This window comes from Streptomyces microflavus, assembly GCF_014650075.1.
Taxonomy (GTDB): domain Bacteria; phylum Actinomycetota; class Actinomycetes; order Streptomycetales; family Streptomycetaceae; genus Streptomyces; species Streptomyces microflavus.
Map to the genome: position 1 here is coordinate 583,618 of NZ_BMUG01000002.1, position 12,454 is coordinate 596,071.

General features: G+C 68.8%; 14 protein-coding genes. 8 read left to right on the forward strand and 6 right to left on the reverse strand.

Annotation, left to right across the window (positions count from 1 at the left end):
• Positions 1-62 precede the first annotated feature (62 nt).
• Positions 63-1,181, reverse strand: a complete 1,119-nt coding sequence (locus tag IE264_RS07685; protein ID WP_015609862.1) for a lipid II:glycine glycyltransferase FemX — start codon at positions 1,179-1,181, stop codon at positions 63-65.
• Positions 1,182-1,343: 162 nt separating this feature from the next.
• Positions 1,344-1,685, reverse strand: a complete 342-nt coding sequence (locus IE264_RS07690; protein ID WP_015609863.1) for a hypothetical protein — start codon at positions 1,683-1,685, stop codon at positions 1,344-1,346.
• 336 nt (positions 1,686-2,021) lie between these two features.
• Between IE264_RS07690 and rpsF the strand changes: the two genes are divergently transcribed.
• From rpsF to rplI, 4 genes are all read left to right on the forward strand, one after another.
• Complete coding sequence (gene rpsF / locus IE264_RS07695) at positions 2,022-2,312, forward strand: 30S ribosomal protein S6 (RefSeq protein ID WP_015609864.1); 291 nt, start codon at positions 2,022-2,024, stop codon at positions 2,310-2,312.
• Between the two features lie 74 nt (positions 2,313-2,386).
• Entirely contained in the window at positions 2,387-3,022 is a 636-nt protein-coding gene (locus tag IE264_RS07700) for a single-stranded DNA-binding protein (protein ID WP_032755849.1), read from the forward strand.
• Positions 3,023-3,066: 44 nt separating this feature from the next.
• Entirely contained in the window at positions 3,067-3,303 is a 237-nt protein-coding gene (gene rpsR / locus IE264_RS07705) for a 30S ribosomal protein S18 (protein ID WP_003967857.1), read from the forward strand.
• Positions 3,304-3,321: 18 nt separating this feature from the next.
• A complete protein-coding gene (gene rplI, locus IE264_RS07710; protein WP_015609866.1) occupies positions 3,322-3,768 on the forward strand; it encodes a 50S ribosomal protein L9 in 447 nt (148 codons plus the stop codon).
• A 199-nt stretch (positions 3,769-3,967) separates the two neighbouring features.
• Here the strand turns inward: rplI and IE264_RS07715 are convergent, their stop codons facing one another.
• Positions 3,968-5,305: an MATE family efflux transporter gene (locus IE264_RS07715; RefSeq protein WP_032755847.1), complete on the reverse strand. Its 1,338-nt coding sequence runs from the start codon at positions 5,303-5,305 to the stop codon at positions 3,968-3,970.
• Between the two features lie 458 nt (positions 5,306-5,763).
• Here IE264_RS07715 and dnaB point away from each other — a divergent pair, with 458 nt between their 5' ends.
• The gene (gene dnaB / locus IE264_RS07720) at positions 5,764-7,242 is read left to right on the forward strand and encodes a replicative DNA helicase (protein WP_015609868.1); all 1,479 of its coding nucleotides are present in this window, start codon (positions 5,764-5,766) and stop codon (positions 7,240-7,242) included.
• A gap of 41 nt (positions 7,243-7,283) precedes the next feature.
• On the opposite strand, the gene IE264_RS07725 is transcribed toward dnaB, so the two are convergent.
• Positions 7,284-7,859 (reverse strand): TetR/AcrR family transcriptional regulator, encoded by a 576-nt coding sequence (locus IE264_RS07725; protein WP_032755845.1) that lies wholly within the window; start codon positions 7,857-7,859, stop codon positions 7,284-7,286.
• Positions 7,860-8,033: 174 nt separating this feature from the next.
• Here IE264_RS07725 and IE264_RS07730 point away from each other — a divergent pair, with 174 nt between their 5' ends.
• The gene (locus IE264_RS07730; RefSeq protein WP_015609870.1) at positions 8,034-8,618 is read left to right on the forward strand and encodes a dihydrofolate reductase family protein; all 585 of its coding nucleotides are present in this window, start codon (positions 8,034-8,036) and stop codon (positions 8,616-8,618) included.
• Between the two features lie 84 nt (positions 8,619-8,702).
• Entirely contained in the window at positions 8,703-10,082 is a 1,380-nt protein-coding gene (locus IE264_RS07735; RefSeq protein WP_032755844.1) for a serine hydrolase domain-containing protein, read from the forward strand.
• Positions 10,083-10,151: 69 nt separating this feature from the next.
• Here IE264_RS07735 and IE264_RS07740 read toward each other — a convergent pair whose 3' ends face one another.
• Together IE264_RS07740 and IE264_RS07745 are read right to left on the reverse strand one after the other, a co-directional pair.
• Entirely contained in the window at positions 10,152-10,604 is a 453-nt protein-coding gene (locus tag IE264_RS07740; RefSeq protein WP_032755843.1) for a GNAT family N-acetyltransferase, read from the reverse strand.
• A gap of 27 nt (positions 10,605-10,631) precedes the next feature.
• Entirely contained in the window at positions 10,632-11,090 is a 459-nt protein-coding gene (locus IE264_RS07745) for a MarR family winged helix-turn-helix transcriptional regulator (protein WP_015609873.1), read from the reverse strand.
• 139 nt (positions 11,091-11,229) lie between these two features.
• Between IE264_RS07745 and IE264_RS07750 the strand changes: the two genes are divergently transcribed.
• Positions 11,230-12,441, forward strand: a complete 1,212-nt coding sequence (locus tag IE264_RS07750; RefSeq protein ID WP_032755842.1) for an MFS transporter — start codon at positions 11,230-11,232, stop codon at positions 12,439-12,441.
• Positions 12,442-12,454 lie beyond the last annotated feature (13 nt).

Below are 12,454 nucleotides of genomic sequence, written 5' to 3' on the forward strand. Positions count from 1 at the left end.
TTCTGGTGGCTGCGGTGAATCAGGGAGCGAACGGGGTGTGCCGAGAGGGGTGTCGAAGCGGGTCAGCGGCGCGACATGTAGATGTCGAGCGCCTTGTGGAGCAGCTTGTTGAGCGGAAAGTCCCACTCGCCGACGTACTCGACCGCCTCGCCGCCGGTGCCGACCTTGAACTGGATCAGGCCGAAGAGGTGGTCGTTCTCGTCCAGCGAGTCGCTGATGCCGCGCAGGTCGTAGACGGTGGCGCCCATCGCGTAGCTGTCGCGGAGCATCCGCCACTGCATGGCGTTCGACGGCCGGACCTCGCGCCCGATGTTGTCGGAGGCACCGTACGAGTACCAGACGTGCCCGCCGACGACGAGCATCGTGGCGGCGGAGAGGTTCACGCCGTTGTGGCGGGCGAAGTAGAGCCGCATCCGGTTGGGGTCCTCGGAGTTGAGGACCGTCCACATGCGCTGGAAGTACGAGAGCGGGCGCGGGCGGAAGTGGTCGCGCACGGCCGTGATCTCGTAGAGCCGCTGCCACTCGGCCAGGTCCTCGTAGCCGCCCTGGACGACCTCGACACCGGCCTTGTCGGCCTTCTTGATGTTGCGGCGCCACAGCTGGTTGAAGCCCTTGAGGACGTCCTCCAGGGAGCGATTGGCCAGCGGCACCTGGAAGACGTAACGGGGCTGTACGTCACCGAATCCGGCGCCGCCGTCCTCGCCCTGCTGCCAGCCCATCTTCCGCAGCCGGTCCGCCACCTCGAAGGCGCGCGGCTCGATGTGGGTGGCCTCGACGTCGCGCAGGCGCTTCACGTCCGGGTCCTGGATGCCGGACTTGATGGCCGTGGAGTCCCAGCGCCGGATGACCACCGGCGGGCCCATCTTCACCGAGAAGGCGCCCTGCTGCTTGAGGTGGGCCAGCATCGGCTGGAGCCAGTCGTCCAGGTTGGGGGCGTACCAGTTGATGACCGGGCCCTCGGGCAGGTACGCCAGGTAGCGCTTGATCTTGGGCAGCTGGCGGTACAGGACGAGGCCCGCACCGACCATCTCGCCGTTCTTGTCGAACCAGCCCAGGTTCTCCGAGCGCCATTCGGTCTTCACATCAGCCCACGCCGGGACCTGGCAGTGACTGGCCGAGGGCAGGTTCTGGATGTACGCCAGATGCTGCTCTCGGCTGATGGTCCTCAGGGTCAGGCTCATGCGGGGCGCTCCTCGGCAGGTGTGTCCCCATCGGTCAGGGGCTCCGGCTCTCGCGCCGAAGCCTACTGTGACCGAGGGGTACCCGGCCTGGCCGCGTAGGGCCGGACCGCCCGCGGCAGACCGGCGCGGCCGCCGTGGCAGCCGCGTCGGACGCAGGGCCGGTCAGGTGATGACGCCGCCGAAGAGGCCGCCGTGCGCCATACCGAGGTAGAAGCCGACCGCCGAGGCACCGATCCCCATGATCAGTCCGAACCTCTCCCAGGTGGTCTTCGAGATGTACTGGCCGTAGAGGCCGGTCAGAATGCCGACCAGCCCAGCCCAGGAGCTGATCAGGTGCAGATGGTGGAACATCGCCGTCACGAAGGCGAGGACGCCGAGCACCCCGGTCACCACCATCAGGACGTCCTGGACGGGGTGCGGCCTGCCGTCCGTCGCGAAGAGCGAGCCGGTGGCGGGGCGCCCGGTGGCGGACCGGGAGCCGGCGGGACGAATGGTCTGTGCCATGGAGTACCTCCTGGCCGGACGGGCGGTGGAATGTAGCGCCTCTCACACCGCATCTGTCTCGATTGTGCCCCCCGGACCCCGGATCTGCCCTCCGGGATGTGGTCCGGATGTGCCCCCTGAGCTCCGGATTTCAACCGGAAGCCGGTCTGCAGGTAGTCTGTACGGTCTGCACCGGTGTCTGCCCAGGCCGGCACGGCGAACCCCTCCCCCAGGAACATCCCGGGAGCGGATTGTCAGTGCTGGGTGTTCTCTTCGGAGACGCCGTTGCAACACGCATCACGACCCTCCTGCCACGGAACGACCGTGGCCGCTGAGTCCAAAGGAGGTGGGTTCCACATGCGTCACTACGAGGTGATGGTCATCCTCGACCCCGATCTCGAGGAGCGAGCAGTCTCCCCGCTGATCGAGAACTTCCTCTCCGTTGTCCGTGAGGGCAACGGAAAGGTGGAGAAGGTCGACACCTGGGGCCGTCGTCGGCTCGCTTACGAGATCAAGAAGAAGCCCGAGGGCATCTACTCGGTCATCGACCTGCAGGCCGAGCCTGCGGTCGTCAAGGAGCTCGACCGCCAGATGAACCTGAACGAGTCGGTCCTCCGGACCAAGGTCCTCCGTCCCGAGATCCACTGAGCATCTAGCTCAGCGGTTTTCGGGTCCGAGTAGCAGCAAGCAGCCAGAAGCAATCCCCGCCGAGAGGTTCACCCATGGCAGGCGAGACCGTCATCACGGTCGTCGGCAATCTCGTCGACGACCCCGAGCTGCGCTTCACCCCGTCCGGTGCGGCGGTCGCGAAGTTCCGTGTCGCGTCCACTCCCCGCATCTTCGACCGGCAGACCAATGAGTGGAAGGACGGCGAAGGCCTGTTCCTCACCTGCTCGGTCTGGCGTCAGGCGGCGGAGAACGTCGCGGAGTCGCTCCAGCGAGGCATGCGCGTCGTCGTGCAGGGCCGGCTGAAGCAGCGGTCCTACGAGGACCGTGAGGGCGTCAAGCGCACGGTCTACGAGCTGGACGTCGAGGAAGTCGGCCCCAGCCTCAAGAGCGCCACGGCCAAGGTCACCAAGACCACCGGTCGCGGCGGTCAGGGCGGCCAGGGCGGATACGGCGGCGGTGGCCAGCAGGGTGGCGGCAACTGGGGCGGCGGTCCCGGTGGCGGTGGCCAGCAGGGCGGCGGCGGTGCTCCCGCCGACGACCCGTGGGCGACCGGCGCGCCGGCAGGCGGCCCGCAGAGCGGTGGCCAGCAGGGCGGCGGGAGCGGCTGGGGCGGAAGCCCCGGTGGTTCCGGCGGCTCCGGTGGTTCCGGCGGCTCTGGCGGCGGCTACTCGGACGAGCCCCCCTTCTAGGGCGGGCTCGTACCCCCACTTCTTGATCACACAGGAGAAACACCATGGCGAAGCCGCCTGTGCGCAAGCCTAAGAAGAAGGTCTGCGCGTTCTGCAAGGACAAGACCCAGTACGTGGACTACAAGGACACGAACATGCTGCGGAAGTTCATTTCCGACCGCGGCAAGATCCGTGCCCGCCGCGTCACCGGCAACTGCACGCAGCACCAGCGTGACGTCGCCACGGCTGTCAAGAACAGCCGTGAGATGGCGCTGCTGCCCTACACGTCCACCGCGCGATAAGGGAAGGGTGACAACAGCATGAAGATCATCCTCACCCACGAGGTCTCCGGCCTCGGCACCGCCGGCGATGTCGTCGACGTCAAGGACGGGTACGCCCGCAACTACCTGGTTCCGCGTGGCTTCGCCATCCGCTGGACCAAGGGTGGCGAGAAGGACGTGGCGCAGATCCGCCGCGCCCGCAAGATCCACGAGATCGCGACGATCGAGCAGGCCAACGAGATCAAGGCCAAGCTCGAGAGCGTGAAGGTCCGTCTGGCTGTTCGCTCCGGCGACGCCGGCCGTCTCTTCGGCTCGGTCACCCCGGCGGACGTCGCTTCGGCGATCAAGGCCGCCGGTGGTCCCGACGTCGACAAGCGTCGCGTCGAGCTCGGCTCGCCGATCAAGACGCTCGGCGGACACCAGGTGTCCGTCCGTCTGCACCCCGAGGTCGCAGCGAAGCTCGGCGTCGAGGTCGTTGCTGCCTAAGGGCAGAGCTCAGCAGAGCAGGTGAAGGGCCGCATCCCGTTGGGGGTGCGGCCCTTCGCTCTGTGCCGGGGCGGGCTGTTTCACGTGAAACAGCGCCAGCCGTTCACGCGCCCGGACGGGACTCGGGCGGGACTTGGGCGCGAGCCGGACGGCAATCGGGCGGACCGTTTCACGTGAAACAGCCCGCAGAGCCCGTGTATCAGCGGGTCGCGCCGGTGACGATCCACCGGCCCGAGCGGGCGCGCACCCACAGGGTGATCAGCCGGACGGCCATCATCAGCGTCATCGCCCACCAGAGTGCGGTGAGGCCGCCGCCGAGGGACGGCACCAGGAGCGCGACGGGAGCGAAGACGGCAAGCGTCACCAACATGGCCCACGCGAGATAGCGTCCGTCTCCCGCTCCCATCAGGACGCCGTCCAGGACGAAGACCACCCCGGCGATCGGCTGCGAGAGGGCCACGACCAGGAGCGCGGGGAGCAGCGTGTCCTTCACCGCCGGGTCGCTGGTGAAGAGCGGGATGAAGAGAGGCCGGGCGAGGATGATCAGCACCCCGAGCACGACACCGCAGCCGATGCCCCACTCGACCATGCGGCGGCAGGCCTCCCGTGCCCCTTTCTCGTCGCCGGCTCCCAGGTAGCGGCCGATGATGGCCTGGCCCGCGATGGCGATGGCGTCGAGTGCGAAGGCGGTCAGGCTCCACAGGGAGAGGACGATCTGGTGCGCGGCGATGTCGCTGTCACCGAGCCGGGCGGCCACCGCGGTGGCGATCATGAGAACGGCCCTGAGCGACAGCGTTCGGACCAGGAGGGGGACACCCGCCCGGGCACTTGCCCTGATGCCGGCGGCGTCCGGGCGGAGGGATGCGCCGTGCTTACGGGCTCCGCGGACGACCACGATCAGGTAGGCGACGGCCATGCCCACCTGGGCCATCACCGTGCCCCAGGCGGATCCGGCGATGCCGAACCCGGCCCCGTAGACGAGGACCACATTGAGGATGCCGTTCGCCGTGAAACCGCCGATGGCGACGTACAGCGGGGTGCGGGTGTCCTGGAGTCCGCGCAGCACGCCGGTGGCGGCGAGGACGACGAGCATCGCCGGGATGCCGAAGCTGGAGATCCGCAGATACGTGATGGCGTACGGGGCGGCGGTGTCGGAGGCCCCGAAGACGTCGACGAGCCAGGGGGCCGAGGGGATGGCGAGCGCGACGACGACGGCGCCGAGCAGCAGGGCGAGCCAGATGCCGTCCATGCCCTGGCGGATCGCGGCCGGCAGATCGCCCGCCCCGACGCGTCGGGCGACAGCGGCCGTGGTGGCGTAGGCGAGAAAGACGAAGATGCTCACGGCGGTCATCAGCAGGGCCGCGGCGATCCCGAGACCGGCCAGTTGCGGGGTGCCGAGGTGGCCGACGATGGCGCTGTCGACCATGACGAACAGGGGCTCGGCGACCAGTGCGCCGAAGGCCGGAACGGCGAGGGCGACGATCTCGCGGTCGTGCCGTCGGCGGCCTGTTCGAGGGGTGGTGGGGGCCGGGGTCATGGGGGTCAATCTAATCTTCCACAGGTAAGAGATGCAATGGCCTATTGTCCCTTACTTCTGCTCCCGTGCGGCGCTCATCCGGGCGCCGTTCGCAGTGATCTTGAAATCAGGGCGAAAGTTTTTCTCCCCCACAGTCGGTGGACGGAGAATGTGCAGGTCAAGCTGGTGGTCGTCGTCCGGCTATGAGTTTGTCCACAGTGCTGTCCCCCGGTCCGTGCACAGGTTCTGAGCAGTTCTCCACAGCATCTGATCCGTCATCCACATGCCCTGTGGATAACCAGATTGGCTGACGGTGGAGACAGGCCTACCGTGGACCGGCGCCCGCACTCCGTTCCGGCACCGGAATCAGCAGAACCAGACGCGCCGGAAGCGGAGTCGGGCGACTTGTTTGTCGGTGCCGTGCCGTAAGAAAGAGTGGCACGGCTAGGTCCGCGAAGCGGACGGGAGGAGGTGGCCCGGTGAGCATTCCCGAGCCTTTGGACGACCCCTGGACCGAGGCTGGTCCCGGCGACCGTCTGCCTGTCTCCCGTCCGCGCCGCGGGGAGCGCAAGGGGAACCGCGAGGATCGGCACGACCGGGGCTCGGACGAGGGCTGGGACGGCGGCTCCCCCGGGTTCGAGCGGGTTCCGCCCCAGGACCTGGACGCGGAGCAGTCGGTCCTCGGCGGCATGCTGCTGTCCAAGGACGCCATCGCCGACGTCGTGGAGATCATCAAGGGCCACGACTTCTACCGCCCTGCGCACGAGACCGTCTACACGGCGATCCTCGACCTCTACGCCAAGGGCGAGCCGGCCGACCCGATCACGGTCGCCGCCGAGCTGGTCAAGCGCGGGGAGATCACCAAGGTCGGTGGTGCTCCGTACCTGCACACCCTGGTGCAGTCCGTCCCGACCGCGGCCAACGCCTCGTACTACGCGGAGATCGTCCACGAGCGGGCGGTCCTCCGCCGGCTCGTCGAGGCCGGCACGAAGATCACGCAGATGGGATACGCGGCCGACGGGGACGTCGACGAGATCGTCAACTCCGCGCAGGCCGAGATCTACGCGGTCACCGAGCAGCGCACCAGCGAGGACTACCTCCCCCTCGGGGACATCATGGAGGGCGCGCTCGACGAGATCGAGGCCATCGGTTCGCGCAGCGGCGAGATGACCGGCGTCCCGACGGGCTTCACTGACCTGGACGCCCTGACGAACGGCATGCACCCCGGCCAGATGATCGTCATCGCGGCCCGTCCCGCCATGGGCAAGTCGACGCTCGCGCTGGACTTCGCGCGCGCCGCGTCGATCAAGAACAACCTGCCCAGCGTCATCTTCTCCCTCGAAATGGGGCGCAACGAGATCGCGATGCGTCTGCTGTCGGCGGAGGCGCGGGTGGCCCTGCACCACATGCGGTCCGGCACGATGACGGACGAGGACTGGACGCGGCTTGCGCGCCGGATGCCGGAGGTCTCGGCAGCCCCCCTCTACATCGACGACTCCCCCAACCTGTCGATGATGGAGATCCGCGCCAAGTGCCGTCGGCTCAAGCAGCGCAACGACATCAAGCTCGTGATCATCGACTATCTGCAGCTGATGCAGGCCGGCGGGTCGAAGCGTTCCGAGAGCCGCCAGCAGGAGGTCTCGGACATGTCCCGAAACCTGAAGCTGCTGGCCAAGGAGCTGGAGGTCCCGGTGATCGCGCTCTCGCAGCTCAACCGTGGTCCCGAGCAGCGCACGGACAAGAAGCCGATGGTGTCCGACCTGCGTGAGTCCGGCTCCATCGAGCAGGACGCCGACATGGTCATCCTGCTCCACCGCGAGGACGCGTACGAGAAGGAGTCACCGCGCGCGGGGGAGGCCGACATCATCGTCGGCAAGCACCGTAACGGCCCGACGGCCACCATCACCGTGGCCTTCCAGGGCCACTACTCCCGCTTCGTGGACATGGCGCAGACCTGAGGGGTCGTATGACGCCCGTCGTGAGCCCGGTGCGGTGACGGTCACCCGGCGGGGATGATGCGCTCCACGACCGTGTTCACCAGGGCGTCGAGGGCGATGTCGCCGAGCACGTCCGGCAGGGTGAAGTGCTCCAGGAGCACGCCGGTCATCGCCAGGTAGAGGACGAGGAACGCGGAGTGGTCGCCGGGGAGGCCCGTGTCGCGGTGGAAGGCGGCGCTCTCCTCGAACGACGTGCGGATCGTCCCGGTCAGCCGGGTGCGCAGTTCCGGGCGGCGGGTCGCCTCCAGGCGAAGTTCCAGCATGGCCAGGTAGCCCGTCCGGTCATCGGTCATGCGCCGGACCAGCCAGTGCATCAGCTCGGCGACCAGCTCGCGGGAGGGGGCGGGGCGCAGGGCCTGTTCGACCTGGGCCGGGTCCGGGGTCATCCGGTTGTGGATGCGGGCTCCCGTCTGCATGAACAGGTCGTCGCGGCTGCTGAAGTAGTTCGAGGCGGTGCCCACCGGCACGCCGGCCCGGGCGTCGACGGCGCGGAACGTGAGGCCGCGGGCCCCTTCCTGTGCCAGGACGTCGATGGCCGCGTCCGTGAGCGCCACCCTGCGCTCGGGGTTCTTCGCCATGAGCTCTTCTCCCTGCCCGTCGTCCTCCGAAAAGAGGCTTGCGTAAAAGCGGCTTGCAGAACCACTACACCTGAAGCACTATAAGTGACGTGGTTGCGGCCGTCGTCATCGTGATGCGGCCGCCGCCTCGTCCTGGGCCGTCGGGCCCGCGTCGGCACGTGGAACGGGGAACACATGCGCAAGCTCACGTACTTCATCGCCTGTTCGATCGACGGCTTCATCGGTGACCCGCAGGGTGATGCCGAGACCATGATGGCCTTCGTGAACGAGGAGTTCCTCGCCTTCCTCAAGGAGGAGTACCCGGAGACCATCTCGGCCGAGGGTCGCAGGATCCTCGGGCTCCACGATCTGGTGAACCAGCGGTTCGACACCGTGGTCCAGGGGCGGGCCAGCTATCAGCTGGCCCTGGACATGGGGCTGCCGAGCCCGTACGGCCATATGCGCGAGTTCGTCGCCTCCCGGACGCTCACCGAAGCGCCGGACCCGAACGTGGAGCTGATCTCGGAGGATCTGGTCGGCAGGGTCAGGGCGCTCAAGGCGGAGGAGAGCGGACTGGGTATCTGGCTCTGCGGCGGATCCCAGCTGGCCGGGGAGCTGATCGACGAGATCGACGAGCTCGTGATCAAGACCTATCCGCTGGTGTACGGCTCCGGGATGCCGATGTTCGGATCCGGTTTCGCCGCCGACGAGTTCACGCTGGAGAAGGTCCGTACGTTCGAGAACGGGGTTCTGGTGCGGACGTACAGCCGGAAGCGCTGAGCCTGGGCGGGAGCTGCTCCAGGAGCGGTCTTCCTGCCCGGTAATCCCCTCGTCAGGCGGCAGCCCGTCGGGTATGGGTTGACCATGACTTCTCCCAGTGAAGAACTGCTCCCCGGCACCCGGCGAACCCTCCTCCATCGCGTTGCCACCGCACAGCGCGAGGGCCGGGCGCCCTCCCTCGCGGCTGCCGTGCGGCGGGAGGGCCGGATCGTCTGGAGCGGGGGCCGTACGGGTCTGGAGGGGCCAGCCCCGGACGCCGATACGCAGTACCGGATCGGCTCGATCACCAAGACGTTCACCGCGGTTCTGGTCCTACGGCTGCGCGACGAGGGGCTGATCGACCTGGACGACCAGTTGGAGAAGCACCTCTCCGGCACCGGAGCGGGCGGTGCGACCGTCTTCCAGCTGCTCGGCCACAGTTCGGGGCTCGGTGCCGAGGCGCCCGCCCCCTGGTGGGAGCGGACCCCGGGATCCCTGCGGCCGGAGCTCGCCGATGTGCTCGGCGAGCAGCCGCAGATGCACCCGGCAGGCCGCCGCTTCCACTACTCCAACCCGGGCTACACCCTGCTCGGTTCGCTGATCGAAGCGGTACGCGGGGTCTCCTGGGAGGAGGCCCTGCGTCGCGAGATCCTGGAGCCGCTGGGCATGCACCGTACGACGGCCGGGCCGGTCGCTCCGTACGCGGAGGGCTGGGCCGTGCACCCCTGGGCCGATGTGGTGGTGAGCGAGCCGGCCGAGGATCTCGGACTGATGGCGCCGGCCGGTCAGCTGTGGTCGACCGCCGCCGACCTGTTGCGGTTCGCCGGGTTCCTGGCGAAGGGCGACGACCGGGTTCTGTCGGCCGCTTCCGTACGGGAGATGAGGACGCCCGCCTCGCCCGCCGCGGAGGGCGGAGGCAATTCCTACGGTCTCGGCCTCCAGGTCGTGAAGACCGACAGCCGCGTCCTCTTCGGGCACGCGGGTTCGCTGCCCGGATTCGTCGCCGGCCTGTGGTTCAGCGAGGACGACGACGTCGCGGCGGTCGCCCTCGCCAACGCCACCTCGGGGCTGCCCGCCGGCACGGTGGCCGCCGAACTCCTGAGCATCGTCGCCGACGCGGAACCGCGGATCCCCGAGCCCTGGCGCCCGCTGCCCGAGGCAGACGAGGAGCTGCTGGCCCTGACCGGGATCTGGCACTGGGGGACCCACACGTTCACGCTGAGGCTGACCGGTGGCCGGGGGCTGGAACTCAGGCCGCTGGGCGGCACCGGTCGCGGAGCGTCCTTCGTCCCCCGGCCGGACGGCACCTGGACGGGCCTGCACGACTACTACACGGGGGAGACCCTCCGGGTCGTACGCCGGGACGACGGCTCGGTCGACCACCTCGACCTCGGCTCGTTCACCTTCACCCGTGAGCCCTATGAGGCGGGAGCGGATGTTCCCGGTGGGCTGGACCCGGCAGGGTGGAGGGGGCTCGGCGGCTGATGCCTGAGCTGTGACGGCCGGTGGGGTGGGTGTTTCACGTGAAACACCCACCCCACCGGCCGTTGTCGGTCAGAGAGCGAGCTTGAAGCCCACGTGGCTTGCCGTGAATCCGAGCCGCTCGTAGAACCGGTGCGCGTCCTCGCGGGTGACATCCGAGGTCAGCTGCACCAACTGGCAGTCCTGGCGGCGGGATTCGTCCACCGCCCACTGGATCAGCTGTGTACCGAGCCCGCTGCCCCGCTCGTCGGCGTGGATGCGCACGGCCTCGATGATCGAGCGCGTGGCGCCCTGCCGGGACAGCCCGGGGACCACGGTCAGCTGGAGGGTCCCGACCACGCGGTCCTCGCGGACGGCCACGACGACGTGCTGATTCCGGTCGTCGGCCAGCCGCCGGAGCGCGGCCCGGTACGGGGTGAGGTCGTCCGGCGACTCGCGCTGCGCGCCGAGAGGGTCGTCGGCCAGCATGGCCACCACGGCGTCCAGGTCGGTCTCGACGACGGGACGTATCTCAAGATCGCTCATGAGCGGCAGAGTACCGGCCCGCCCCTGTCAGACCGCGACCTTCAGCTCTTCGACCGCCCGGACCAGGGGAGCGAGCTCGGGGTTGTCCGACGCCTCGTCCAGCGCCGCCCGCAGGGCGCTGTCGTTGGTCGGCCGGGCCTCCGCGAGCAGGGTGAGACCGGCCTCGGTGACATCGGTGTAGATGCCCCGCCGATCGGTGTCGCACAGATACCGGGTCAGTAGCCCGCGGTCCTCCAGCCTCGTGACCAGCCGGGTGGTGGCGCTCTGACTGAGCACCACCGCGTCGGCGACCTGCTTCATCTGGAGATGGCCGCCGGGGCCGCTGTGCTGCCGGCTCAACACGTCCAGCAGCGAGTACTCGCGTGCGCTGAGCCCGTGGCCCGCCTGGAGGGATCGCTCGATGCGGGACTCGATCTTCCCGTGGAGCAGGGAGAGGGCGCACCAACCCTGGGCCAGGGCGGTCAGGGCGGGGTCGGTCGCGGTCATGGTCTCTCCTCCGTGCGGGAGCTGCGTGGTTCCAGGATAGGGGACGCCTGCAATAGCCCGCGCTTGCATTTAGCCCGCGCCTGCAATTATTGTGAACGCTCGTAAGGCGCAGACGCAATCTTCAGGGAAGGTGAAACCCATGCCGCTCGCGCTCCTCGCCCTGGCCATCGGGGCATTCGGGATCGGGACGACCGAGTTCGTGATCATGGGGTTGCTCCCCGAGGTTGCCGCGGACTTCCAGGTCTCGATCCCGACCGCAGGCTTCCTGGTGACCGGCTACGCGCTCGGGGTCGTCCTCGGTGCCCCGCTGATGACCCTGCTGGGTACCCGGGTCACCCGTAAGCGGATGCTGATGCTCCTGATGGGGCTCTTCATCGTCGGCAACCTGGTGTCCGCCCTCGCCCCCGTCTTCGGCGTCATGCTCGCCGGGCGGGTGATCGCCTCCCTCGCGCACGGTGCCTTCTTCGGCATCGGCTCGGTGGTCGCGGCCGATCTGGTCGCCCCGCAGAAGAAGGCCGGAGCCATTGCCATGATGTTCACCGGCCTCACGGTCGCCAATGTCGTCGGCGTTCCGCTCGGCACCTACATCGGACAGTCCGCCGGCTGGCGCACCACGTTCGTCATCGTCGCCCTCCTCGGCGTGATCGGGCTCCTCGGAGTCGCGAAGCTCATCCCCGAGCAGCCCAAGCCCGAAGGCGTACGCATCCGCCACGAGCTGGCCGCGTTCCGCAACGTCCAGGTCCTGCTCGCGATGGCCATGACCGTCCTGGGCTTCGGCGGAGTCTTCGCCGCGATCACCTACATCACCCCGATGATGACCGAGATCGCCGGCTACTCGGCCTCGTCCGTCACCTGGCTGCTGGTCCTCTTCGGCCTCGGCATGGTGGGCGGCAACCTGGTCGGCGGAAGGTTCGCCGACCGCCATCTGATGCCGATGCTGTACGTCTCGCTGGGCGCGCTCGCCGTTGTCCTCGGCCTGTTCACCGTGACCGCCCACAACAAGGTCGCCGCGGCCGTCACGATCGTCCTGATCGGCGCCCTGGGCTTCGCGACCGTGCCCCCGCTGCAGAAGCGGGTCCTCGACCAGGCGGCAGGAGCTCCGACCCTGGCCTCCGCCGTCAACATCGGGGCCTTCAACCTCGGCAACGCCCTCTCCGCCTGGCTCGGCGGCCTCGTGATCGCCGCCGGTCTCGGCTACACCGCCCCCAACTGGGTCGGCGCGGTCCTCGCCGCGTCCGCCCTGGTCCTGGCCGTGGTCTCCAGCCTGCTGGAGCGCCGGACCTCCCGTGCCACAGGCGGGAGCGTCGCCGGAAGCACCCCCGAGCCGGTCGCCGCCACGGCCCGGCACTGAGCCTCACCGGGCC

Bases quoted from the DNA above. Each gene is read 5' to 3' on its own strand.
- IE264_RS07685 (WP_015609862.1), bottom strand. From the start codon at position 1,181: ATGAGCCTGACCCTGAGGACCATCAGCCGAGAGCAGCATCTGGCGTAC.
- IE264_RS07690 (WP_015609863.1), bottom strand. From the start codon at position 1,685: ATGGCACAGACCATTCGTCCCGCCGGCTCCCGGTCCGCCACCGGGCGC.
- rpsF (WP_015609864.1), top strand. From the start codon at position 2,022: ATGCGTCACTACGAGGTGATGGTCATCCTCGACCCCGATCTCGAGGAG.
- IE264_RS07700 (WP_032755849.1), top strand. From the start codon at position 2,387: ATGGCAGGCGAGACCGTCATCACGGTCGTCGGCAATCTCGTCGACGAC.
- rpsR (WP_003967857.1), top strand. From the start codon at position 3,067: ATGGCGAAGCCGCCTGTGCGCAAGCCTAAGAAGAAGGTCTGCGCGTTC.
- rplI (WP_015609866.1), top strand. From the start codon at position 3,322: ATGAAGATCATCCTCACCCACGAGGTCTCCGGCCTCGGCACCGCCGGC.
- IE264_RS07715 (WP_032755847.1), bottom strand. From the start codon at position 5,305: ATGACCCCGGCCCCCACCACCCCTCGAACAGGCCGCCGACGGCACGAC.
- IE264_RS07725 (WP_032755845.1), bottom strand. From the start codon at position 7,859: ATGGCGAAGAACCCCGAGCGCAGGGTGGCGCTCACGGACGCGGCCATC.
- IE264_RS07730 (WP_015609870.1), top strand. From the start codon at position 8,034: ATGCGCAAGCTCACGTACTTCATCGCCTGTTCGATCGACGGCTTCATC.
- IE264_RS07735 (WP_032755844.1), top strand. From the start codon at position 8,703: ATGACTTCTCCCAGTGAAGAACTGCTCCCCGGCACCCGGCGAACCCTC.
- IE264_RS07740 (WP_032755843.1), bottom strand. From the start codon at position 10,604: ATGAGCGATCTTGAGATACGTCCCGTCGTCGAGACCGACCTGGACGCC.
- IE264_RS07745 (WP_015609873.1), bottom strand. From the start codon at position 11,090: ATGACCGCGACCGACCCCGCCCTGACCGCCCTGGCCCAGGGTTGGTGC.
- IE264_RS07750 (WP_032755842.1), top strand. From the start codon at position 11,230: ATGCCGCTCGCGCTCCTCGCCCTGGCCATCGGGGCATTCGGGATCGGG.